At 74.4% G+C, this 20,828-nt stretch carries 25 protein-coding genes; 12 read left to right on the top strand and 13 right to left on the bottom strand.

The features are described from left to right. Positions 1-4: 4 nt before the first annotated feature. Positions 5-1,459, bottom strand: a complete 1,455-nt coding sequence (locus O7598_RS23370) for a glycoside hydrolase family 3 N-terminal domain-containing protein (RefSeq protein ID WP_269693427.1) — start codon at positions 1,457-1,459, stop codon at positions 5-7. A gap of 124 nt (positions 1,460-1,583) precedes the next feature. On the opposite strand from O7598_RS23370, the gene O7598_RS23365 reads away from it, so the two are divergent. Beyond that, positions 1,584-2,789 (top strand): ROK family transcriptional regulator, encoded by a 1,206-nt coding sequence (locus tag O7598_RS23365; RefSeq protein WP_269693426.1) that lies wholly within the window; start codon positions 1,584-1,586, stop codon positions 2,787-2,789. A gap of 105 nt (positions 2,790-2,894) precedes the next feature. Here the strand turns inward: O7598_RS23365 and O7598_RS23360 are convergent, their stop codons facing one another. Then, the gene (locus O7598_RS23360; protein ID WP_269693425.1) at positions 2,895-3,905 is read right to left on the bottom strand and encodes an ABC transporter permease subunit; all 1,011 of its coding nucleotides are present in this window, start codon (positions 3,903-3,905) and stop codon (positions 2,895-2,897) included. Then, positions 3,902-4,906: an ATP-binding cassette domain-containing protein gene (locus tag O7598_RS23355; protein ID WP_269693424.1), complete on the bottom strand. Its 1,005-nt coding sequence runs from the start codon at positions 4,904-4,906 to the stop codon at positions 3,902-3,904. The genes O7598_RS23360 and O7598_RS23355 overlap by 4 nt, the downstream gene beginning before the upstream one ends. Positions 4,907-5,037: 131 nt before the next feature. Between O7598_RS23355 and O7598_RS23350 the strand changes: the two genes are divergently transcribed. Continuing rightward, positions 5,038-5,877 (top strand): ABC transporter ATP-binding protein, encoded by an 840-nt coding sequence (locus tag O7598_RS23350; protein WP_269693423.1) that lies wholly within the window; start codon positions 5,038-5,040, stop codon positions 5,875-5,877. A 7-nt stretch (positions 5,878-5,884) separates the two neighbouring features. Next, positions 5,885-6,781: a ribokinase gene (locus O7598_RS23345; protein ID WP_269693422.1), complete on the top strand. Its 897-nt coding sequence runs from the start codon at positions 5,885-5,887 to the stop codon at positions 6,779-6,781. A gap of 63 nt (positions 6,782-6,844) precedes the next feature. Here O7598_RS23345 and O7598_RS23340 read toward each other — a convergent pair whose 3' ends face one another. Continuing rightward, positions 6,845-7,603, bottom strand: coding sequence for a hypothetical protein (locus tag O7598_RS23340; RefSeq protein ID WP_269693421.1), 759 nt, complete (start codon positions 7,601-7,603; stop codon positions 6,845-6,847). A gap of 79 nt (positions 7,604-7,682) precedes the next feature. Between O7598_RS23340 and O7598_RS23335 the strand changes: the two genes are divergently transcribed. After that, positions 7,683-8,015 carry a hypothetical protein gene (locus O7598_RS23335; RefSeq protein WP_269693420.1) on the top strand — a complete coding sequence of 111 codons (333 nt, stop codon included), beginning with the start codon at positions 7,683-7,685 and terminating at the stop codon, positions 8,013-8,015. Positions 8,016-8,050: 35 nt separating this feature from the next. Continuing rightward, a complete protein-coding gene (locus tag O7598_RS23330; RefSeq protein ID WP_269693419.1) occupies positions 8,051-9,625 on the top strand; it encodes a dienelactone hydrolase family protein in 1,575 nt (524 codons plus the stop codon). Positions 9,626-9,657: 32 nt separating this feature from the next. Here the strand turns inward: O7598_RS23330 and O7598_RS23325 are convergent, their stop codons facing one another. From O7598_RS23325 to O7598_RS23315, 3 genes are all read right to left on the bottom strand, one after another. Continuing rightward, positions 9,658-10,569 carry an alpha/beta hydrolase family protein gene (locus tag O7598_RS23325; RefSeq protein ID WP_269693418.1) on the bottom strand — a complete coding sequence of 304 codons (912 nt, stop codon included), beginning with the start codon at positions 10,567-10,569 and terminating at the stop codon, positions 9,658-9,660. Between the two features lie 95 nt (positions 10,570-10,664). Next, positions 10,665-11,030, bottom strand: a complete 366-nt coding sequence (locus O7598_RS23320; protein WP_269693417.1) for a hypothetical protein — start codon at positions 11,028-11,030, stop codon at positions 10,665-10,667. Further along, positions 11,027-11,509 carry a DUF6232 family protein gene (locus O7598_RS23315; RefSeq protein ID WP_269693416.1) on the bottom strand — a complete coding sequence of 161 codons (483 nt, stop codon included), beginning with the start codon at positions 11,507-11,509 and terminating at the stop codon, positions 11,027-11,029. The genes O7598_RS23320 and O7598_RS23315 overlap by 4 nt, the downstream gene beginning before the upstream one ends. Before the next feature lie 56 nt (positions 11,510-11,565). Here O7598_RS23315 and O7598_RS23310 point away from each other — a divergent pair, with 56 nt between their 5' ends. After that, positions 11,566-11,976, top strand: a complete 411-nt coding sequence (locus O7598_RS23310; RefSeq protein WP_269693415.1) for a nuclear transport factor 2 family protein — start codon at positions 11,566-11,568, stop codon at positions 11,974-11,976. On the opposite strand, the gene O7598_RS23305 is transcribed toward O7598_RS23310, so the two are convergent. Then, a complete protein-coding gene (locus tag O7598_RS23305; protein ID WP_269693414.1) occupies positions 11,922-12,443 on the bottom strand; it encodes a DUF6232 family protein in 522 nt (173 codons plus the stop codon). The genes O7598_RS23310 and O7598_RS23305 overlap by 55 nt on opposite strands. A 98-nt stretch (positions 12,444-12,541) precedes the next feature. On the opposite strand from O7598_RS23305, the gene O7598_RS23300 reads away from it, so the two are divergent. Continuing rightward, entirely contained in the window at positions 12,542-13,315 is a 774-nt protein-coding gene (locus O7598_RS23300; RefSeq protein WP_269693413.1) for an enoyl-CoA hydratase-related protein, read from the top strand. A gap of 72 nt (positions 13,316-13,387) precedes the next feature. Next, a complete protein-coding gene (locus tag O7598_RS23295; protein WP_269693412.1) occupies positions 13,388-15,010 on the top strand; it encodes an acetolactate synthase in 1,623 nt (540 codons plus the stop codon). Positions 15,011-15,038: 28 nt separating this feature from the next. Here O7598_RS23295 and O7598_RS23290 read toward each other — a convergent pair whose 3' ends face one another. Genes O7598_RS23290 through O7598_RS23280 form a run of 3 tightly spaced genes read right to left on the bottom strand, consistent with a single transcriptional unit; the run spans position 15,039 to position 16,172 of the window. Further along, complete coding sequence (locus O7598_RS23290) at positions 15,039-15,437, bottom strand: PLD nuclease N-terminal domain-containing protein (protein WP_269693411.1); 399 nt, start codon at positions 15,435-15,437, stop codon at positions 15,039-15,041. A 26-nt stretch (positions 15,438-15,463) separates the two neighbouring features. Beyond that, positions 15,464-15,763, bottom strand: a complete 300-nt coding sequence (locus tag O7598_RS23285; protein ID WP_269693410.1) for a DUF202 domain-containing protein — start codon at positions 15,761-15,763, stop codon at positions 15,464-15,466. A 22-nt stretch (positions 15,764-15,785) separates the two neighbouring features. Further along, the gene (locus O7598_RS23280) at positions 15,786-16,172 is read right to left on the bottom strand and encodes a YidH family protein (protein WP_269693409.1); all 387 of its coding nucleotides are present in this window, start codon (positions 16,170-16,172) and stop codon (positions 15,786-15,788) included. A 41-nt stretch (positions 16,173-16,213) separates the two neighbouring features. On the opposite strand from O7598_RS23280, the gene O7598_RS23275 reads away from it, so the two are divergent. The 4 genes from O7598_RS23275 (at position 16,214) to O7598_RS23260 (ending at position 19,357) form a co-directional block, all read left to right on the top strand. Then, on the top strand, positions 16,214-17,011 hold the full coding sequence (locus tag O7598_RS23275; RefSeq protein WP_269693408.1) for a GNAT family N-acetyltransferase: 798 nt from the start codon (positions 16,214-16,216) through the stop codon (positions 17,009-17,011). Between the two features lie 2 nt (positions 17,012-17,013). After that, positions 17,014-17,418: a hypothetical protein gene (locus tag O7598_RS23270; RefSeq protein ID WP_269693407.1), complete on the top strand. Its 405-nt coding sequence runs from the start codon at positions 17,014-17,016 to the stop codon at positions 17,416-17,418. A gap of 188 nt (positions 17,419-17,606) precedes the next feature. Continuing rightward, on the top strand, positions 17,607-18,386 hold the full coding sequence (locus tag O7598_RS23265) for an electron transfer flavoprotein subunit beta/FixA family protein (protein WP_269693406.1): 780 nt from the start codon (positions 17,607-17,609) through the stop codon (positions 18,384-18,386). Between the two features lie 11 nt (positions 18,387-18,397). After that, complete coding sequence (locus O7598_RS23260) at positions 18,398-19,357, top strand: electron transfer flavoprotein subunit alpha/FixB family protein (protein ID WP_269693405.1); 960 nt, start codon at positions 18,398-18,400, stop codon at positions 19,355-19,357. 100 nt (positions 19,358-19,457) lie between these two features. Here the strand turns inward: O7598_RS23260 and O7598_RS23255 are convergent, their stop codons facing one another. Together O7598_RS23255 and O7598_RS23250 are read right to left on the bottom strand one after the other, a co-directional pair. After that, positions 19,458-20,231: an anti-sigma factor gene (locus O7598_RS23255; protein ID WP_269693404.1), complete on the bottom strand. Its 774-nt coding sequence runs from the start codon at positions 20,229-20,231 to the stop codon at positions 19,458-19,460. Next, entirely contained in the window at positions 20,185-20,790 is a 606-nt protein-coding gene (locus O7598_RS23250) for an RNA polymerase sigma factor (protein WP_442929888.1), read from the bottom strand. Before O7598_RS23250 ends, O7598_RS23255 begins: the two co-directional genes overlap by 47 nt. Positions 20,791-20,828 lie beyond the last annotated feature (38 nt).

The following is a 20,828-nucleotide window of genomic DNA, read 5'->3' as shown; positions in this document are numbered from 1 at the left end:
CCGGTCAGTCGGTCAGGCCGAGCACCCGCGCCGCCGCGCGACCGTTGGCGTGGCTGGCGCCGTAGGTGGCGACGAAGGCGCGCGCCCCGGCCGGCCGCCAGTCACCCGGCCAGCCCATCTCGACCACGGTCACCGGGTGCGTGGCGGCCAGCGCCTCGACCAGCTCCCGCGCGCCGGGCAGCCGGTGCAGGTGCCGTCCGACCAGCACCACCGGTCGCTGGCCGGCGAGCCGGCGCAGCGCGGCCGGGTCGGTCTCGCCGGCCACCGCGCGGGCCTGTTCGACCCCGGCGGCCAGGTGCGGGCCCAGCCCCCACGGCACCCGCCCCTCGGCGACGGTGGAGGCGGCGTGCACCTGCACCACCAGCGCGGGAGCCGGGCCGGGAAGGTCGCCCTCGACGTGCACCGCCCGCAGCGCGGCCGCGTAGCCGAGGTCGTCGGCGGCCGGGGCCGGGGCGTCGGCCGGCCCGCTCCAGCCGGCGAGCGCGGCGGTCCGGCCGGCGGCCTCCTCCACCCGGGCGCGCGCCAGCCGGCCGTCGCCGAGCGCGCCGACGATCTCCGCGGCGACCAGCTCCACCAGGTCGGCGTCGACCTGGGCGCCGATGCAGAGCAGGTCGGCGCCGGCGGCCAGCGCGCGTACCGCGGCCGGGCCCACCCCGCCGGCGGCCAGCGCGGCGCCCTTCATCTCCAGCGCGTCGGTGATCACCGTGCCGGTGAAGCCGTACTCGACGCGCAGCAGGTCGTGCAGGACGGCCCGGCTGAACGTCGCCGGTCCGTCCCCGGTCAGCGCCGGCACCCGGATGTGCGCGGTCATCACCGCGCGTACCCCGGCGTCGATCACCGCGGCGAACGGCGGCAGGTCCCGCTCCCGCAGCACGGCCGGCGGCACGTCGACAGTGGGCAGCTCGTGATGCGAGTCGGCGACCGTGGCGCCGTGCCCGGGGAAGTGCTTGGCGCAGGCGGCCACGCCGGCCGACTGGAGACCGGCGACTGCGGCGGCCGAGTGGACGGCCACCCGCTTCGGGTCCGCGCCGAACGAGCGGGTGCCGATCACCGGGTTCTCGTCGGCGGTGTTCACGTCGACGGTGGGCGCCAGGTCGAGGGTGATGCCGACGGCGGCCAGTTCGGCGCCGATCGCCGCGTACACCGCGCGGGTGAGGTCCGGGTCGTCGACCGCGCCGAGCGCGGCGTTGCCCGGGTACGGGCTGCCGGTGGCGTGGGCCAGCCGGGTGACGTCACCGCCCTCCTCGTCGATCGCCAGGATCACGTCCGGGCGACCGGCGCGCAGCGCCGCGGTGGACGCCGCCAGCTGGGCCGGGTCGTGCACGTTGGTGCCGAACAGGGTGTGCCCGGCGAGGCCGTCGGCGAGCAGGTCGACCGCCCAGTCCGGCGGGACCGGGCCGGCGTACGCGGCCAGCAACGTGCCCAGCGCGAGCCGACGGAGTCCTGGATCCAACCCCACTTGTGCCCCTTTCCCTGCCGGATCGTCCGACCTCTCTCGGAACGGGGTGGCCGATACGCTAACGGCCACCCTTCGGCAGGCGTTTTATGGTTAGAAACCTTACTGAAAAATCGAGGACCTTGGCATGAGTGCGACCCGGCTGCCCGGCACCCCCCGACTCCTTCGGGCGCTCAACGACCGCGCGGCGCTGGAGCTGCTGCTCGAGCGCGGGCCGCTGACCCGGGCCCGCATCGGCGAGCTGACCGGGCTGTCCAAGGTGACCGCCTCCCAGCTCGTCGAGCGGCTGGAGGAACGCGGCCTGGTCGCCCGGGTCGGCGAGCAGGCCGGCGGGCGGGGCCCGAACGCCCAGCTCTACGCGGTGCGCCCGAGCAGCGCGTACGTGGTCGGCGTGGACGTCGGCGCGGAGCGGGTGGTGGCCGCCTGCGCCGACATCACCGGCGCGGTGGTCGGCCGGGTCGAACAGTCCACCCGGGACACCGACGACCCGGTGGGCGTGGTGCACAACGCGGTGGTGCGGGCGGCCAGCAGCGCCGGGGCGGAGCTGTCCGCCGTCCGGCGCGTCGTGCTGGGCACGCCCGGCCTGGTCGACCCGCAGACCGGCGACATCACGTTCGCGTTCAACCTGCCGCGCTGGCACAGCGGACTGCTCGCCGCGCTCCGCGAGGACCTGGACACCCCGGTCGTCTTCGAGAACGACGTGAACCTGGCCGCGGTGGCGGAGGCGCAGTCGGGTGCGGCCCGCGACACCGCCGACTTCGTGCTGGTCTGGGTGGACGCGGGCGTCGGCCTGGCCATCGTGCTGGGCGGCCGGCTGCACCACGGCAGCAGCGGCGCGGCCGGTGAGATCGGCTACCTGCCGGTGCCCGGGGTGCCCATCCCGCGCGACGTGTCCCGGCGCGCCAAGCCGGCGTTCCAGCAGCTCGCCGGCGCCGACGCGGTCCGCGCGGTGGCGGCCGAGCACGGCTTCGCCACGCCGGACGCGGCCGAGCAGGGGGTCGCCGCGGCCCGGGCGGCCGAGGCGGTCGGCGCGGCCATCGCGGCCGGCGACGCCGGCGGCCCGGTGCTGGACGAGTTGGCCCGGCGGCTGGCCCTCGGTGTGGCGAGCACCTGCGTGGTGCTCGACCCGCCGCTGGTGGTGCTCGCCGGCGCGGTCGGCCGGGCGGGTGGGGCCGAGTTGGCCGAGCGGGTGCAGCAGGAGGTCGCCGCGATCACGCTGGTCCGGCCGCGGGTGGTGAGCACCGGGCTGACCGAGGAGCCGATCCTGCGCGGCGCGCTGCGCACCGCGCTCGACGCGGTCCGCGACGAGGTGTTCGGCTCGACGGTCGGCTGAGCGTCCGACCCACCCTGCCGCCATGTGAAGGAATTCTTCACCCTGTCGGGCGGGTCTGCAAGGAGTTGCCGGCGCGGCCCGCTCGCACGGGCCGCGCCGGCACGCTCAGATCAGGTCCCGCCGCCGGAACACCGCGAACGCGGCCGCCACCAGCGCGCCGGTCAGCGCGACCAGGACCACCAGCCCCGACGGCCAGCCGAGCGTGTAGGAACCGTCGCAGAACCCGGAGATCCCCGTGCTGCAGGCGCTGCCGTCCCAGAACCGCACCTCACCGGCGAGCCACGCACCCAGATAGCTGGAGAGCATGAACCGGTCCGGCCGGGCGACCTGGAGGATCTGGAACACCAGCCGCGCGCCCAGCTCCCACACCACCAGGTAGGCGGCCACCGTGCCCAGCGCCGCGGAGGTGTGCCGGCCCAGTGTGGCCACGGCGAACCCGAGCGCCGCGGCGAACAGCACGAGCAGCAGACCGCGTACCCAGGTCGCGCCGAGCGACGCCCAGAACTCGCCGCCCATCCGCCCGGTCAGCCCGGACGCCTGGCCGATCAACCAGAACGCGCCCAGATAAGCCACCGACGCCAGCACGGAGAGCGCGAGCACGCCGCCGAGCAGCGTGCCGAGCTTCGCGGCGAACACGGTCGGCCGGCGCGGCCGCCACAGCAGCAGGTTGACCACCCCGCCCGAGTTCAGGTCCGCCCCGATGTAGGAGGCGCCCACCAGGAACCCGAACAGCGCCAGGAACGCGATCAGGAAATAGAGCAGCGGCTGGGCCTCCTTGGCGAAGACGAAGACACCGCTGAGGTAGTCGGACGCGGTCGGCAACTGCTCCGACCGGGCCGGGTCGATCTGCGCGCAGTCCCGCGGCACGTAGTCGTTCTCGACCGGGGTGACCGTCCCCGCCTTGATCTGCACGCAGCGGTCGTGCGCCAGCTCCAGCCGCTGGACCTCCTGCGCGGCCTGCGCCTGGGCCCGGCTCAGCTCGATCGCGGTCGGCCGGTGCGACCCACCGAGCGTGGTCACCACCGTCACCGCGAAGGCGACCGCCAGCAACACCACCATGAGCTGCACGAAGCGCCGGGCGGCCAGCCGCTCCAGCTCGGCACGGACCAGGTTCACGCGTCCACCTCCCGGCCGTCCCGGACGTCCAGATCGATCACTCCGTCGTGCGTCGGCGCGCCGTCCACCTGGCGCGGCACCGCCACCGGCTCCCGGTCGCCGGTCAGCTCCAGGAAGACGCTCTCCAGGTCGGGTCGGAGCGGCACCAGCTCACGCACCCACAGCCCCTGCTCGCCCAGCGTGCGGCTGACCACCTCGGGATCCTCCACACCGGTCACCACCAGGTGGTCGGGGTGCGCGGTCACCGACAGGCCGGCGCGGCCCAGCAACTGCTCGGCCCGCTCCGGCTCGGCCACCCGCACCTGCCACTGGTGCTGGTCGAAGCCGGCCAGCACCTCGTCCACCGGCCCGTACGCGACCCGCCGGCCGCGGCTGACGATCGTCACGTGGTCGCAGATCAGCTGGATCTCGGCGAGGATGTGGCTGGAGAGCAGCACCGTCACCCCGGAGGCGGCGAGCGACCGGGTCAGGTCGCGCATCTCCCGGATGCCGGCCGGGTCGAGCCCGTTCGCCGGCTCGTCGAGGATCAGCAACTCCGGGCGCTTGAGCAGCGCCGAGGCGACCGCCAGGCGCTGCTTCATGCCCAGCGAGTAACCCTTCACCCGCTCGTCGCCCCGGTCCCGCAGGCCGACCTGCTCCAACACCTCGTCCACCCGACTGGTGGGCACGCCGCCGGCCAGCGCCAACAGCCGCAGCGTCCGGTGCGCGGTGAAGTTGCCGAAGAACTGCGGGCTCTCCACGATCGCGCCGACCCGCCCGGCCACGTCGGGCAACCGCTCCGGAGACCGGGCGCCCAGCACGTGCATCCAGCCGGAATCCGGCCGGACCAGCCCGAGCAGCGCCCGCAGCGTGGTCGTCTTGCCCGAGCCGTTCGGGCCGAGGAAGCCGTGCACCTGACCCGCCTCGACCAGCATGTGGAAGTCGTCGACGGCGACGCGGCGCCCCTGACGCAGGGTGTGGAACGTCTTGCGGAGACCGGCGATCTCGATGACCGCGCTCATCCGCCCGCCTCCCGGCAGCGGTCGGGCATCTGTCGTCCTTCCGAAGCGGTGACCAACGACACGGCGCCCCACCCTATGGCCGCGACGCCGCCCGTGGGGGGCGACGGGCCGGTGCGTGGTTGGATGGGGCGGTGACTGGTGACCTGATCCCCGGCGCCGTCGGCGCCCCCGCCCCCTCGACCGTGGACGCGGATCTGGTGGTCAGCCTCGACGGGGTCGGCGTCAAGCGCTCCGGCACCTCGCTGGTGCACGACGTCGACTGGCGGGTCGAGCTGGACGAACGGTGGGTGCTGCTCGGCCCGAACGGCGCCGGCAAGACCACAGTGCTCAACCTGGCCGCCGGCCGGCTGCACCCGAGCCACGGCGTCGCCCACGTGCTCGGCGAGCGCATCGGCCGCACCGACGTCAACGAGCTGCGTACCCGGATCGGCCTCTCCACCGCCACCCTCGCCGAGCGGATCCCCGCCGAGGAACGCGTCACCGACGTGGTGGTGACCGCCGCCTGGTCGGTGGTGGGCCGCTGGCGGGAGAGCTACGACCGCACCGACGAGGCACGCGCCACCGCGCTGCTCGGCCAGCTCGGCGTCGGCCACCTGGCCGACCGCGCGTACGGCACGCTCTCCGAGGGCGAGCGCAAGCGGGTGCAGATCGCGCGCGCCCTGATGACCGACCCGGAGCTGCTGCTGCTCGACGAGCCCGCCGCCGGGCTCGACCTGGGCGGTCGGGAGGACCTGGTCGCCCGGCTCGCCGAGCTGGCGTACGACCCGGACGCGCCGGCCATGGTGCTGGTCACCCACCACGTGGAGGAGATCCCGCCCGGCTTCACCCACGCGTTGCTGCTGCGCGAGGGCGGGGTGGTGGCGCAGGGCCTGCTCGCCGACGTGCTCACCGCCGACAACCTGTCCAAGACCTTCGGCCTGCCGCTGCTCGTCTCCCGCGCCGGCGACCGTTGGACCGCCCGCGCCGCCTGAGCCTGTCATGCCGCAGACCCGCGTCGCCGTCGTCGGCAGCGCCAACATGGACCTGGTCGGGACCGCCGCCGCGCTGCCGAGGCCGGGTGAGACGGTGCTCGGCACCGACTTCGTCATGCTCCCCGGCGGCAAGGGCGCCAACCAGGCGGTCGCCGCGGTCCGCGCCGGCGCGTCCTGCGTCTTCCTCGGCGCGATCGGGTCGGACGCGTTCGGCGTCACCCTCCGGGCCCGGATCACCGCCGCCGGTGTGGACACCGGCCACCTTCGGGTGGCGTACGGCCCGTCGGGCGTCGCCCTGATCATGGTCGGTGGCGCGGGGGAGAACGCGATCCTGGTCACCCCCGGCGCGAACGAGGCGTTCGTCGCGCCGACCGAGGACGAGCTGGCCGCCGTACGCGAGGCGGACGTGCTGGTCGCGCAGCTGGAGGTGCCGGTCGAGACGGTGACCGAGGCGGCGCTGGCGGCCCGGTCGGCGGGCACCCGGGTGGTGCTCAACGCGGCACCGGCGCGGTCGCTGCCGGCCGAGCTGCTGGCCGCGACCGACCTGCTCGTGGTCAACGAGCCGGAGGCGCAGGCGCTGACCGGCCGCGGCCGGGACGAGCCGGCGGCGCTGCTCGACCTGGTGCCCCGCGCGGTGCTGACGCTCGGCGGCGACGGCGCCTGGTACGTCGACCGGGACCGGGCGCCGATGCACGTGCCCGCCGTGCCGGTGGACGTGGTCGACTCCACCGCGGCCGGGGACGCCTTCACCGCCGCGCTCGCCGTGGCCTGGGGTGAGGGGCGGGACCTGGCCGAGGCGGTGCGCTGGGCCTCGGCGGCCGGGGCGGCCTGCGTCCGCAGGCTGGGCGCCTCGGTGGCGCTGCCGCACCGCACCGAGATCGACGCGCTCTTCGCCCGGGGTTGAGCCGGTCCTCGCTGTTAACAGGGGGCCCCGCCTCTACCGGATGCGTTAAGAAGGGGCCCCTCCTTAACTCTCGGCGCGCTCGCCGCGGCGGCGCAGCATGGCGAGGCCGGGGATGCCGGCCACCGCGAGCTTGAGGTCGCGGGTGACGTCCAGCAGGTCGTGCAGGTCCGGCCCGACCCGGTCCAGCGTGGCCAGGATCGGCAGCACGTCCGAGGTGAGGTGCTCCTTCAACTTCGGCAACTCGTCGACGAGCCGGATCGCCGCGGTCACCTCCTCCGGGCTGAGCTGCTCGACGAAGCGGGCCGCCATCGGCGCGGCCCGGCGCAGCGTCGCCTCGTACGCGGCCAGCAGCTCGGTCGCGGTGCCGGCCGCCGCCTCGGCGGTGGCCACCGTGCCGGCGGCCCGGGCCGCCACCGTGTCCGCCTCGGCGACCACGCCGGCCGCCGCCCGGGCCACCCGGTCCGCCTCGCCGACCACCGTGGCCGCGGCGGCGGAGACCCGCTCCGCCTCGCCGACCACCACCGCGGCCGCGGCGGCCACCTCGGTCGCGGTGTCGATCGCGGTGGTGGCGGCGGCGCTGATCACGGCCACCTCGCGCACCGCCGTCTCCGCGTCGGTGAGCACCCGGTCGGTGCGGTCGAGCGTGCCCTCGATCCGGTCGACCACCCCGTTGATCCGCCGGACCAGCGCCTCCACCTCGTCGAGCACGGCGAAGGCACGGGCGGGCACGGCGGCGAGCGCGGTGGCCGAACCGAACGCCTGGTCCAGGGCGGAACGGGTGAGGCCGACGACGGCGCCGGGCCGGGGAAGTGGGATCGCCATGCCCACCAGTGTGCGTCGTGCGGTCCAGCGACGCTCGGCGGCGGCCGGGCGGTGACGGTGGCGCCACTACCATGCGGGGATGGGTAGATTCCTTGCGCTCTTCAACGGTGCGGCCGACGAGGTCGACAAGGTCGAACTCTCCGACCAACAACAGACCGAGTTCATCGACGCCTGGGCAGCGTGGGCGCAGGCCAACGAGAAAGCGCTCGTCGACCCCGGTGCTCCGTTGAACGCGAAGAAACTGGTCACCGCGCAGGGGGTTGAGGACTTCACCGACGCGATGACCGGCTACACCATCGTGGAGGCGGACTCGCACGACGAGGCGGTGAGGATCTTCTCCGGGCATCCGCACCTGGGGCTGTTCCCCGGCAACTCGGTCGCCGTCCTCGAATGTCCGGCTCCGCCCAGCTGAGCCACGCGGCGCGTGGCACCGCGTAGGGTGCCGGCATGCCCGCCCCCGGCCCGGCCACCCGGCGAGCCCTCGCGTTCGGTGTGGTCGCCCTGCTCGCCGTCGTGGCCGGCGTCCTGCTGCTGGTCCGCGCGGACGCCGGCCTGAGCACCCGGCGGGCGACCGTCGCCGGCGTGCCGCTCACCGAGGTGCGCCAGGCCGGAGCGGGCGGTGAGCGGCGGCCCGGCGTGGTGATCGCGCACGGTTTCGCCGGTTCCGCCCGGCTGATGCGACCGCTCGCCGACTCGGTGGCCCGGCACGGCGCAGTAGCGGTGCTGCTCGACTTCGCCGGGCACGGCGCCAACCCGTCCCGGCTGCCCGGGGCCGGTCGGGACGACGAGCGGGCCCGCTCGGTCCTCGCGCACGACCTGGACGTCGCGCTGGCCTGGCTGCGGAGCCGGCCCGACGTCGACCCGGACCGGATCGTCCTGGTCGGGCACTCGATGGGCGCCGGCGCGGTCACCCGCTACGCGGTCGCCCACCCGGAGATCGCCCGGACCGTGGCGATCTCGCTGCCCGACGCGGGCGACGTGCCGGCCGGCTGGGCGGGGAACCTCACGCTTGTGGTGGGCGGGCTGGAGTTCCCGGACTTCCGGCGGGCCGCCGAGGAGGCGACGCGCGGCGCGCCGCCGGGGACGCGGGAGCGGGTGGTGGCGCCGGGGACCGAGCACATCTCGGTGCTCTTCGCGCCGCGTACCCACGCGGCGGTGGTCGCCGCGCTCCCGGGCCGTCCCGGCGGTCCGGCGCCCGAGCCGCTGACCCGCCCGGCCGCCGCCGCACTGCTCCTGCTCGGCCTGGCGCTCGGCTTCGTACCGCTGGCCGGGTTGCTGCTCCGCCGCCGGTCGGCACCGTTGCTGGCCACCACGCCCCGGGCGGCGGCCGGCAAGGCTGCGAATGCTGCCGGCGAACCGGTGCCGGCCGGTGATCCCGGGGACGCGGCCGGCGGCCCACGCTCCTGGCCGGGGCGGTGGCTCGCGGTGGCGGTGCCGGCGGCCGGGGCCGGCGCGGCGCTCGCCGCCCCACTGCCGACCGCCCGGCTGCCGCTCGCGGTCGGCGGGCACGTCGCCGTGTTCCTGCTGCTCACCGGCGTGCTGCTGGCCGCCGCGCACCTGTTGTTCCGGCCGGGTCGACCACCGGCGGGGGACACCGTCCGGCCGGCGCGCGCCGCCGTGGTGGCGGTGGTGCTCCTCGGGTACGCGGCGCTCGCCGTCGCGCTGCCGCTGCACCTCGGGTTCACCTCGGCCGCGCCGGTCGGTGCCCGCTGGTGGCTGCTGCCAGTGGTGGCGCTCTGCTGCCTGGTCTTCCTGCTCGGCGCCGAACTGGTCGCCGAGGGCCGGGGCGGCCGGTACGCGACGGTCGGCGGGATCGCCGTGGCGGTCCTGGCCGGCGCGGCGGTGACCGGCCTGGCGCCCGGGTTCGTGCTGCTGGTGGTGCCGCTGTTCGCGGCGTTGGTGGCCTGGCAGGCGGCCTGGGCCGGGGTGCTGCGCCGGCGGGGCGCGCCCCGGTGGCTGCCGGCGGCGGTCGGCGCGGTGCTGCTCGCCTGGCCGGTCGCCACCACGCTGCCGCTGGCCTGAGCCGGGGCGGGCCGGCCGCCCCGGCCCGCGGCTCAGCGCACGCCCTCGAAGACCACCTGCGGGTCGGTGCGGGCCGGGTCGCCCCAGACCGCGTCGTCGTAGCCCGTGTCGCCGGCCAGGTGCCGCAGGAACCACTCGGTGAGCAGCCGCCGGGTGAGCTGGAGCTGGACCGTACGGCTGATCGAGCCGCTGTCGCAGAACAGCGAGCCGCTGTCCATGAAGCCGCAGTGCGAACCGCCCTTGATCGTCCGGAGCTGCTTGACCGGCGGCTTGGCGGCGTAGATCGGGCGCTGGTGGTCGGCCGGTGGGGCGATGCCGTCCCGGTCGCCGGAGATGAGCTGCACCGGGATCGTGAGGGTGGCCGCGGCCGAGACGGCGGACGGGTTGGTCTCGGCGGCGGCCAGGTTCGCCACCGTCACCACGCGCGGGTTGCGGGCCGCGGCCAGGATGCTCGCCCCGCCGCCCATGGAGTGCCCGGACAGGCCCAGCCGGGCGGTGTCCACGTGCCCGGCGAACCGGGATCCGCTCGTGGTGTCCTGCGCCACGGTCCAGGTCAGCGCCGCGTTGAGGTCGTCGGCGAAGGCGCTGTGGTTGGGCGACAACCCGCCCTGCGACGTCGGGGCGACGACGATGAAACCCCAGGTCGCCAGGTGCGACAGCGTCGAGGAGTACTTCGACACGGACTGCAGGAAGCCGTGGCCGAACGCGATCGTCGGGAACCGTCCGGCGGCGACCGGCTGGCCGTTGCCGGCGGCGGTGGCCGGGTAGGTGATCCGGGCCGAGAAGGAGCGCCCGGCGGCGCTGACGGTGGCGTCGACGTAGCCGGCCGCGTACCGGCCGGGGGTGGACGGGTCGGCCGAGGCGGTGGCGCCGGCCGGGGCGCCGGTCGCCGGCAGCGCCAGGCTGAGCGCCGCCGCGACCGCGACGGTGAGTCTCCGCAACATGTCACCCTCCTGCTGATCGATGGACATGAACGTCCACTCAGGAGAGCAGGGATGGTGGCCCGGGGTAACAACCCGGTTGGTCCATCGCGGGGGCGTTATGACCGGGCGACCCGTAGCGCCCACCAGATCAGCGGCGCCTGCATCGGCACCCGGCCGTAGGCGATCGCCCGCTTCACCGGCCGGCGCCGGCGCCAGTCCCAGGCCATCTGCGCGTTCGCCGGCAGCACGGCGGCGAACAGCGCCGCCGCGGCCAGGCCACCGGACCGACGGGTCGCCGGACGCGCCACCGCCGCGGCCACGGCCAGCTCCGCTACCCCCGAAGCGTACGTCCAGAAGCGGGCCGGCCCGGGCAGGACGCGCGGCACGATCGGGTCGTAGAAGCCGGGGCGGACGAAGTGGGTGACGCCCGCGGCGGCGAGCAGCCCGGCGAGTGCGACGGCCTCGCCGCGACGGTGGGTCATCGTCGGTCTCCCTGCTGTTCGACGGCGCGTTGCACGGCCCGGTAGATCTGTCCGAACCGTAGCGCGTCGGGCGTGCGGACCAGCATCGTCTCCCGCCCGTGCGCCTGCACCCACAGTTCGTGCACCCGGTTGCCGCGCTCGTAGGAGCGGTCCAGCCAGCCGAGCGGCACCTCCAGGAACGGGGTGAGCGCCAGCCCGACCACCACGAACGCGGCCACGATGATCAGCGCCAGCTTCCAGTCGCCCCGGTCCTGCGCCGCCCAGGCCAGCGACAGTACGCAGACCAGCGCCACCAGCGGCGGCAGCGACAGCAGCAGGACCAGCACGCCGCGACCCAGCACCCGCCCCCGCACCGCCGCCGTGGTCCGGCCGCGGGCGTGCCAGACGTAGGTGACGTCGGCGAGCGGGACGACCTGCCCACCGGCGTGGATGGCCCGCGAGGTGACCTGTACCGCGTCGTCCCGGTAATAGAGGGTCATAAATCAGCGTACCCACTCGGAGTGCGCGGGCGGAATCTGTCGGTAGCGTGGCCGGTATGGCGGACTCCGACGAGCAGGCGCGCAACGTGGAGGTGGTCCGGCGCTACCTGCGGACCTTCGTCACCAAGGACCTGGCCGAGTTGGCCGAGGTGGTCGACGAGGACGTGGAGATCTACGGTTCCGGCACGGCGGTGCGCGGCCGGCGCTACCCGGAGGCGGCCGTCTCGTCGCCCGGCCTGACCGTGCTCGACCAGCAGATCGTGGAGATCTTCGCGGCCGGTGACCGGGTGGTGGTGTCGGTGGCGCAGACCTACCGGCGGGACGCGACCGGGGCCACCACGGTGCAGAGCGCGTGCAAGATGTACCGCCTGGCGGGCGGCCGGATCGTGCAGTTCTGGGGCGAGCAGGACACCTACGGCCTGCTGCGCGGGCTGGGCCTGCTGCCGGACGAGCCGATCACGTTCTGAGCCGGCGCGGCGGCGGGCACCCGCTCCATGGCCCGCTGCACCGCGCGGTAGATCTGGCCGAAGCGCAGCGCGTCGCCGGTGCTCAGCAGCCGCACCGGCCGCCCCTGCCAGGTCGCCCACATCTCCAGTTCCCGGCTGCCCCGCACGTAGGAGCGGTCCAGGTGTTCGAAGAGTACGTCGGCGAGCGGCCCGACGGCGAGGCCGACAAGCACGGAGGCGCCGACGATGGCGATGGTGACGGTGAGCGAGCGGTGCAGCCAGACCGCGAGCGCGATGCCCAGCAGCGCGGCCACCAGCGGCCCGGCGAGCGCCGCGCCGATCGCGCCGCGGCCGGCGAGCACCCGCCAGGAGCGGCTGCCCCGCCGGTGCCAGACCATGGTCAGCTCGGCCAGCGGCCAGCTGCGGTCGTCGACCCGCAGGGCGGTGGAGGTGACCCGGACCGACCGGTCGTCGTAGTACGTGGTCATGGCCTCACTCCCGGTGCTCCGGCGTCTACCGCCATGTCTACCCCAACGAGGCGGGTCGTAAGGTTGGCACGCGACTTCGACGAGGAAGTGAGGGCAGCGTGGGCGAGTTCGTCAGGCTGGAAGTGAAGGACGGCGTCGGCACCATCCGGCTGGAGCGGCCGCCGATGAACGCGCTGAACACGCAGGTGCAGGAGGAGTTGCGCGCCGCCGCGGCGGCGGCCACCGCCGACGCCGAGGTCCGCGCCGTGATCGTGTACGGCGGCGAGAAGGTCTTCGCGGCCGGCGCGGACATCAAGGAGATGGCCGACATGTCCTACGTGGACATGGCGGAGCGGGCCGCCGACCTGTCCAGCGCGCTGGGCGCGATCGCCCGGATCCCCAAGCCGGTCGTCGCCGCGATCACCGGGTACGCGCTCGGCGGCGGCTGCGAGCTGGCGCTGGCCTGCGACTGGCGGATCGTGGCCGACGACGCGAAGCTCGGCCAGCCGGAGATCAAGCTGGGCGTCATCCCGGGCGCCGGCGGCACCCAGCGGCTGGCCCGGCTGATCGGCCCGGCTCGCACCAAGGATCTGATCATGACGGGTCGGATGGTCGACGCCGAGGAGGCGCTGCGCATCGGCCTGGCCGACCGGGTGGTTCCGGCCGCCGAGGTCTACGACGCCGCGCTGGCGTACGTCAAGCCGTTCCTGACCGGGCCGGTGCAGGCGCTGCGGGCGGCGAAGGCGGCCGTCGACGCCGGCCTGGACATGGATCTCACCTCCGGCCTGGCCTGGGAGAGCCAGCTCTTCGCGGCGCTGTTCGCCACCGACGACCGGCGCGAGGGCATGGCCGCGTTCGTGGAGAAGCGCAAGCCCGGCTTCACCGGCCGCTGACGCGAGAGCTGTTCACATCTCGTCTACCGGCCAGTAGCGTGTGACTCCGGTCGCGCGACGAAGGGGAGTGGCATGACGGAACACGTCGAGGGGCACGGCGGCGAGCTGGCGCTGGCGGCGCTGCGCGCGCACGGCGTACGGGAGATGTTCACGCTCTCCGGCGGGCACGTCTTCCCGCTCTACGACGCGGCGCACTCCGCCGGCTTCCCGCTCTACGACGTGCGGCACGAGCAGTCCGCCGTGTTCGCCGCCGAGGCGGTCGCCAAGCTCCAGCGCCGCCCCGGCCTCGCCGTGCTCACCGCCGGCCCCGGCGTCACCAACGGCGTCTCCGGGCTGACCAGCGCGTTCTTCAACGCCTCGCCGGTGCTGGTGATGGGCGGGCGGGCCCCGCAGTTCCGCTGGGGCTCGGGCAGCCTCCAGGAGATGGACCACCTGCCGCTGGTCGCCCCGGTGACCAAGCACGCCGAGACGGTGTTCAGCGCCGACGACATCCCGCGGGCCGTCTCCGCGGCGCTGACCACCGCGCTCACCCCGCACCGCGGCCCGGTCTTCCTGGACTTCCCGCTGGAGGCGGTCTTCTCCGTCGGCGACGCCGACCTCCCGGCGGTCGCCGCCCCGGCGCCGATCGAGCCCGACCCGGACGAGGTGACGAAGGCGGCCCGGCTGATCGCCCGCGCGTCCCGGCCGGTGATCATCGCCGGCTCCGACGTGTACGCCGGGGACGCCGTCGACGCGCTGCGCGCCGCCGCCGAGTCCCTCCAGGTGCCGGTGTTCACCAACGGGATGGGCCGGGGCGCGCTGCCGCCGACGCACCCGCTCGCCTTCGCCAAGGCCCGCCGGGTCGCGCTCAAGGGCGCCGACGTGGTGGTGGTGGTCGGCACGCCGCTGGACTTCCGGCTCTCCTTCGGCGACTTCGGCGACGCGGCCGTCGTGCACGTGGTGGACGCGCCCAGCCAGCGCGCCGGGCACGTGCAGCCGGCCGCCGCGCCCGCCGGTGACCTGCGGCTGATCCTCGGGGCGTTCGCCGAGCACCCCGGCGACCGGGCCGACCACGCCGACTGGATCGCCGAGCTGCGCACCGCCGAGGACGCGGCGAAGGCGCGCGACGCCGAGGAGATGGGCGCCGAGACCGACCCGATCCGGCCGGCCCGGGTCTACGGCGAACTGCGCAAGGTGCTCGCCCCGGACGCCATCACCATCGGCGACGGTGGCGACTTCGTCTCGTACGCGGGGAAGTACCTGGAACCGGCCCAGCCCGGCACCTGGCTCGACCCCGGCCCGTACGGCTGCCTCGGCACCGGCATGGGCTACGCGATGGGCGCCCGGGTCAGCCACCCGGACCGGCAGATCTGCGTGCTGATGGGCGACGGCGCGGCCGGCTTCTCGCTGATGGACGTGGAGTCGCTGGCCCGGCAGAACCTGCCGGTGGTGATCGTGGTCGGCAACAACGGCATCTGGGGGCTGGAGAAGCACCCGATGCGCGCCATGTACGGCTACGACGTGGCCGCCGACCTCCAGCCCGGGCTGCGCTACGACAGGGTGGTCGAGGCGCTCGGCGGTGCGGGCGAGACGGTGGAGAAGGCCACCGACCTCGGCCCGGCGCTCGGCCGCGCGTTCGACGCCGGGGTGCCGTACCTGGTCAACGTGCTGACCGACCCGGCCGACGCGTACCCCCGGTCGTCGAACCTGGCCTGACCGCGACGCCGCGACGGCCCGCCGGCTCTCAGACCTCCGGGCGATCCCGGTCGTCCGGGCGGTCGCGCAGCTCCTCCTCGCGGCGGCGCAGGTCCTCCTCCCAACGCCGCAGACGCTCCTGGTCCTCGGCGCGGGAGCGCTTGTCGAGCGAGGCGAGGAAGTCCGGGTCGTCGTCCGGCGCGAGCGGGCGGCGGGCCGGCGCGGCGGTTCCGCCGGACGCGGCGACGCCACCCGGCCCGGTGGCGCGTTCCCGACCGGCCACGAACCAGGCGATCGAGCCGACCAGCGGGAAGAAGAGGATGACCAGCACCCAGACCAGCCGGGGCAGCACCTTGACCTGCTCGTCCTCGGCGGAGAGGCAGCTGATCAGCGCGCAGACGGCGAGCACGACCTGGACCAGGAACAGCAGTACGTAGAGGCGGGCCATGCCCCATGATGGCGCACCGGGCGCGCCTAGTGCACCCTCCCGAGCACGTGCGCCACGCCGAGCAGGGCCAGCGCGGCCGCGCCGAGCGCGGTCAGCGGCATCGAGACCCGGCCGAGCCGGCGCGGGCCGGCCCCGGTCGCGCGCCGCCAGGCGGCGGCGAGCACGACCAGCCAGACCGCGACCGCGACCCCGGCCAGGGCCGCGTCGACGACGCGACCGGTGAACGCCGGCCGGAGTTGGAGCAGCAGCACCACGGTCAGGGCGAGCAGGGTGCGCCGCCAGGCCAGGCGGGTGCGTTCCGCCGGCAGCCCGGAGTCGGCGCTCACCACGGACCTCGCGGCGGCGTGGTCATCGGGCCCCCCGGAGCAGCACGGCGGCGACCAGCAGCAGCGCGCCGAGCGCGACGATCAGCGCCAGCACCGCCGGGAAGCGGGACGCCGGCAGTTCCTCGCCCAGCCGGATCGCGCGTTCGGTGCGTGCCCAGTGGTCCACCGCGCGGATCGACACGGTGGCGCCGAGCAGCAGCAGCCCGACGGCGAGCGCCTCACGCAGGTGGGCCAGGGGGAGCGGGGGCAGGAACTGCGCGGCGGCCAGCCCGCCCGCGACCAGCGCCAACCCGGTCCGCAGCCAGGCCAGGAACGTCCGCTCGTTGGCCAGCGAGAAACGGTAGTCCGGCGGGGTGCCGACCGAGCGCAGCTCCCGCGGGTCGAACCAGCGCCTGATCGACTCCCACACGGCACCGATTATCCGCTTGGCTCCCGGCCTAGCCTTGGGGGATGACCGATCTTGACGCGCGCGCCCTCCGCGAGGCCTACGACACCCAGATCCGCCCGGAGCTGCCGAACCCGGTGCCGGCCGGGGTGACCATCGAGCGGGACGGCCCGCTGTTCCGCGTGCTCGGCCTGGACCAGCGCGGCTTCCTCACCTACCGGACGCTGGACGGCCTGGCCGGCGCCGAGCTGGACGCGCTGATCACCCGGCAGGTGGAGTTCTTCCGGGCCCGGGGCGAGGCGGTCGAGTGGAAGCTCGCCGGCCACGACGAGCCGGCCGACCTGGGCGACCGGTTGCGCGCCGCCGGCTTCGTCCCGGAGGACCAGGAGACCGTCGTGGTCGGCCCGGTGGCGCCGCTCGCGGCCGCCGTCCCGGTGCTCCCCGAGGGGGTACGCCTACGCGAGGTCACCAGCCGGGCCGACCTGGAGCGGATCGCCGCCATGGAGGAGGAGGTCTGGCACGACGACCGTGGTCACCTGGTGCACGGGCTGGCCCGCGAGATCGAGGCGGACCCGCAGTCGATCACGATCGTGGTGGCCGAGGCGGGGGAGACGGTGGTCAGCGCGGGCTGGGTCCGCTACGAGGGCGACACCGGCTTCGTCAGCCTCTGGGGCGGGTCGACGCTGCCGCAGTGGCGGAAGAAGGGGATCTACCGGGCGCTGGTGGCCTACCGGGCGCGGCTCGCGCAGCAGCGGGGCCGGACGCTCGTGCAGGTGGACTGCTCGCCGGACAGCCGGCCCATCCTGGAGCGGCTCGGGCTCGTTGCGGTCACCACCTCCACGCCCTACGTCTACACTCCGTGATCATGGACCGGTTGACGGCGGACGAGCAGCTCACCCTCAAGACCGGCGCGTTCGGGGCGGTCTTCCTGGTCTCCAACGCCGTGCCCGGGGTGCTGGCCATGGTGCGGGAGAGCATCGCCGCCTCCGGGGCGCTGGCCGACGCCGGTGGCGTGGTCAAGGAGGCGCTCACCACCGGTCCGCTCCCGCAGCTGCCGCGCGACTCCGCGCTGGAGATCGAGTCGGTGGTGCTGCCGGCGCTGGGCCGGGCGGTGGAGATCCTGCGGGCCAAGTCGCCGGGGGACGTCGAGGCGTACCGGTCGGTGGTGCTGGCGGCGGCGGACCGGGTGGCGCAGGCGCACCGGGGAGTGGAGCCGGCCGAGGCGGCGGCGATCGACAAGATCCGGATGGCCCTGGCCGAGACGGCCTGAGCGCCGTCGGACTACGGTGAGTTGCGTCACTCCGGGCCCACGGGGAGTCGATGCTACTTGCGGGTAACATTGCGCCGTGGGCAAGTGCACAGCGTCTCGCGGTTGACCGAGCGTTAAGTCACGCGGGAGGCTGCGCCCGTGACCGGGCGAGTGATCGCTACACCAAACAGGAGGGTCGTCGAAGCGCGATGAACATCGTCGTACTCGTCAAGCAGGTGCCCGATTCGGGCGCGGACCGCAACCTGCGTCCTGACGACAACACCGTCGACCGCGGCTCGGCGAACAACGTCATCAACGAGATGGACGAGTACGCCATCGAAGAGGCGTTGAAGATCAAGGAAGCGCACGGCGGTGAGGTCACCATCCTGACCATGGGTCCGGACCGGGCGACCGAGTCGATCCGCAAGGCGCTCTCCATGGGGCCGGACAAGGCCGTCCACGTCGTCGACGACGCGCTGCACGGCTCCTGCGCGGTGGCCACCTCCAAGGTGCTCGCGGCCGCCCTCGGGCAGCTCAACGCCGACCTGGTCATCTGCGGCGCCGAGTCCACCGACGGTCGGGTGCAGGTCATGCCGCACATGATCGCCGAGCGGCTGGGCGTGGCCGCGCTGACCGGCGCGCGCAAGCTCACCGTCGACGGCGCCACCCTCACCGCCGAGCGGCAGACCGAGGAGGGCTACGAGGTGGTCACCGCCTCGACCCCGGCCGTGGTCTCCGTCTGGGACACCATCAACGAGCCCCGCTACCCCTCCTTCAAGGGCATCATGGCCGCGAAGAAGAAGCCGGTGCAGACGCTCTCCCTGGGCGACCTGGGCGTGGCCCCGACCGAGGTGGGCCTCGACGGCGCCACCAGCGCGGTGCTGGAGCACACCAAGCGTCCGCCGCGCTCCGGCGGCGAGAAGATCACCGACGAGGGCGAGGGCGGCGTCAAGCTGGTCGAGTTCCTCGCCACCGAGAAGTTCGTGTGAGAGGTCTGGACATGTCTGAGGTTCTCGTCGTCGTCGAAGCCACCCGGGAATTCGGCGTCAAGAAGGTCACCCTGGAGATGCTCACCCTCGCCCGCGAGCTGGGCACCGTGAGCGCGGTCGTGCTCGGCGGCGCCGGCGCCGCCGATGCGCTGAGCGCCAAGCTGGGCGAGTACGGCGCGGAGAAGATCTACGCCGCCGAGGGCGAGGAGATCGACGGCTTCCTGGTGGCCCCGAAGGCCGCCGTGGTCGCCGAGCTGGTCAAGCGGGTGCAGCCGGCCGCCGTGCTGCTCGCCTCCTCGCAGGAGGGCAAGGAGATCGCCGCCCGCCTTGCGGTCAAGCTGGACAACGGCATCCTGACCGACGTCGTCGGCCTGGACGCCGACGGCACCGCCACCCAGGTCGCGTTCGCCGGATCCACCATCGTCAAGTCCAAGGTCACCAAGGGCCTGCCGCTGGTCACCGTCCGGCCGAACTCGCTCAACCCGACACCGGCCGCGGCCACCCCGGCCGTCGAGCAGCTCACCGTGTCGGTCACCGACGCGGACAAGCTGGCCAAGGTCGTCGAGCGGGTCGCCGAGCAGAAGGGCTCCCGCCCCGAGCTGACCGAGGCCTCGATCGTCGTCTCCGGCGGTCGCGGTGTCGGCAACGCCGACAACTTCAAGCTGGTGGAGGAGCTGGCCGACCTGCTCGGCGGCGCGGTCGGCGCGTCCCGCGCGGCGGTCGACTCCGGCTTCTACCCGCACCAGTTCCAGGTCGGCCAGACCGGCAAGACGGTCTCCCCGCAGCTCTACGTCGCGCTCGGCATCTCCGGCGCGATCCAGCACCGGGCCGGCATGCAGACCTCGAAGACCATCGTCGCGGTGAACAAGGACGGCGAGGCGCCGATCTTCGAGCTGGCCGACTACGGCGTGGTCGGCGACCTGTTCAAGATCGTCCCGCAGGCCGCGGAGGAGATCCGCAAGCGCAAGTGACACGCGGTCGCGGAAAAAGGCCGCCGCCCGGTGATCCGGGCGGCGGCCTTTGCACGTAGGGAGCTGATCGGCGGGCCGGGGAGCTGAGCCGGCCCGCCGATCAGCCCGTCAGGGTGCCCCTCAGCAAACTGTCGCCGGAGTGGGCGGGCTTGTTGTCGTACTGCTCGGCGCTGACGTCGACGACGGAGAAGGTGCTCAGGTCCACGTTGCGGGGAATCGGCAGCAACGCGTCCCCCGATCCCTTGCTCAACGTGCCCACCGAGAACATCTCCATCGTCTTCGGGTCGATCAGCCAGACCTCGTAGTACCCCGGAACGCTCGGGAGATTCGCCACATGCAGATGCAGTTGGTTGTCACCGAGCACCCGGGCGTCGCCCGAGGCGTCCTTCGGGGTCGAGCCGAACGCGGCCAGCGGCGCGCTGGCCAGCACCGTCGGCTGTGGTGCGGGCTCGTCCCCGCCCGCGCCGAGCACCACGGCGGTGCCCACCACCCCGATGATCGCGGCGGCGGTCGCGGTGACCGCGGTGCTCGCCCAGCGGCGCCACCGGCGGCCGCGGCGCGGACGGGTCGCGACGGCCGGCCGGCCGGCGGGCTCACCGACCGCGTCGCCGTCCCGCGGCGGGCGGTGACCGTTCAACGTGGGCAGTTCCTCGGCGGCCCGGATCTCGGCGACGATGCCCTGCCAGAGGTGCTCCGGCGGATCGGGTAGGTCGTTCAGGCCCTGGGTGCCGGCGCCGAGCCCGGCGACGTGCTGGAGCGTCTCCAGCTCGCCCCGGCAGTGTGCGCAGGTGTCGAGGTGGGTGGATTCCCCGTCGGCCGCCTCGCTCTCACCGAGCGCCAGAAAGACCAGCCGGTCGTGGTCCAGGTGCTGCACCGTCCACCTCCCATCTGCGTTTCAGACTCTGCATGCCGCGTCGGATGTGGCTCTTGACCGTGCCGAGCGGCACGCCGGTCACGGCCGAGATCTGCTGGTGTGTCAGGTCGTCGTAGAACGCCAGCTCCAGCATCCGCCGTTGCTCGTCGGGCAGCCGGGCCAGCTCGTCGGCGACCACCAGCCGGTCGACCACGGTGTCGGGGTCGGGGCCGGTGTCCACCGGCTCGGGCAGTTGCCTGACCGTCTCGACCACCCGGGTCTCCCGGGCGGAGGCCCGGATCCGGTCGACCACCTTGCGTCGCCCGATCCCGAGCAGCCAGCCGATCAGTGAGCCCTTCGCCGGGTCGAACGTCTCCCGGCCGAGCCAGGCGGCGACGAACGTCGCCTGGGTCACGTCCTCCGCGTCGCTCCGGTTCGCCAGCGTCGAGGCGGCCAGGTGCAGCACCGCCCGGCCGAACCGGTCGTACGCCTCTCGCAGGGCGGCCTCGTCGCCGTCGCGGAACCGCATCGCCAGATCGTCGTCTTTCGGCGGCTCGGGTCCCTGCCTCGCCGCCGTCACCGGGCGGCTCGCCATCCGTGGGGCATGCCGAACTGTAA

Source organism: Micromonospora sp. WMMC241 (genome assembly GCF_027460165.1).
Taxonomy (GTDB): domain Bacteria; phylum Actinomycetota; class Actinomycetes; order Mycobacteriales; family Micromonosporaceae; genus Micromonospora; species Micromonospora humi.
The sequence above is the reverse complement of the archived record's forward strand: the minus strand, read 5'-3'. Positions and strand labels throughout refer to the sequence as shown.

Bases quoted from the DNA above. Each gene is read 5' to 3' on its own strand.
- O7598_RS23335 (WP_269693420.1), top strand. From the start codon at position 7,683: ATGGGTAGATTCCTTGCGCTCTTCAACGGTGCGGCCGACGAGGTCGAC.
- O7598_RS23290 (WP_269693411.1), bottom strand. From the start codon at position 15,437: ATGGCCCGCCTCTACGTACTGCTGTTCCTGGTCCAGGTCGTGCTCGCC.
- O7598_RS23355 (WP_269693424.1), bottom strand. From the start codon at position 4,906: ATGAGCGCGGTCATCGAGATCGCCGGTCTCCGCAAGACGTTCCACACC.
- O7598_RS23365 (WP_269693426.1), top strand. From the start codon at position 1,584: ATGAGTGCGACCCGGCTGCCCGGCACCCCCCGACTCCTTCGGGCGCTC.
- O7598_RS23340 (WP_269693421.1), bottom strand. From the start codon at position 7,603: ATGGCGATCCCACTTCCCCGGCCCGGCGCCGTCGTCGGCCTCACCCGT.
- O7598_RS23310 (WP_269693415.1), top strand. From the start codon at position 11,566: ATGGCGGACTCCGACGAGCAGGCGCGCAACGTGGAGGTGGTCCGGCGC.
- O7598_RS23330 (WP_269693419.1), top strand. From the start codon at position 8,051: ATGCCCGCCCCCGGCCCGGCCACCCGGCGAGCCCTCGCGTTCGGTGTG.
- O7598_RS23325 (WP_269693418.1), bottom strand. From the start codon at position 10,569: ATGTTGCGGAGACTCACCGTCGCGGTCGCGGCGGCGCTCAGCCTGGCG.
- O7598_RS23275 (WP_269693408.1), top strand. From the start codon at position 16,214: ATGACCGATCTTGACGCGCGCGCCCTCCGCGAGGCCTACGACACCCAG.
- O7598_RS23260 (WP_269693405.1), top strand. From the start codon at position 18,398: ATGTCTGAGGTTCTCGTCGTCGTCGAAGCCACCCGGGAATTCGGCGTC.
- O7598_RS23305 (WP_269693414.1), bottom strand. From the start codon at position 12,443: ATGACCACGTACTACGACGACCGGTCGGTCCGGGTCACCTCCACCGCC.
- O7598_RS23295 (WP_269693412.1), top strand. From the start codon at position 13,388: ATGACGGAACACGTCGAGGGGCACGGCGGCGAGCTGGCGCTGGCGGCG.
- O7598_RS23265 (WP_269693406.1), top strand. From the start codon at position 17,607: ATGAACATCGTCGTACTCGTCAAGCAGGTGCCCGATTCGGGCGCGGAC.
- O7598_RS23345 (WP_269693422.1), top strand. From the start codon at position 5,885: ATGCCGCAGACCCGCGTCGCCGTCGTCGGCAGCGCCAACATGGACCTG.
- O7598_RS23270 (WP_269693407.1), top strand. From the start codon at position 17,014: ATGGACCGGTTGACGGCGGACGAGCAGCTCACCCTCAAGACCGGCGCG.
- O7598_RS23315 (WP_269693416.1), bottom strand. From the start codon at position 11,509: ATGACCCTCTATTACCGGGACGACGCGGTACAGGTCACCTCGCGGGCC.
- O7598_RS23320 (WP_269693417.1), bottom strand. From the start codon at position 11,030: ATGACCCACCGTCGCGGCGAGGCCGTCGCACTCGCCGGGCTGCTCGCC.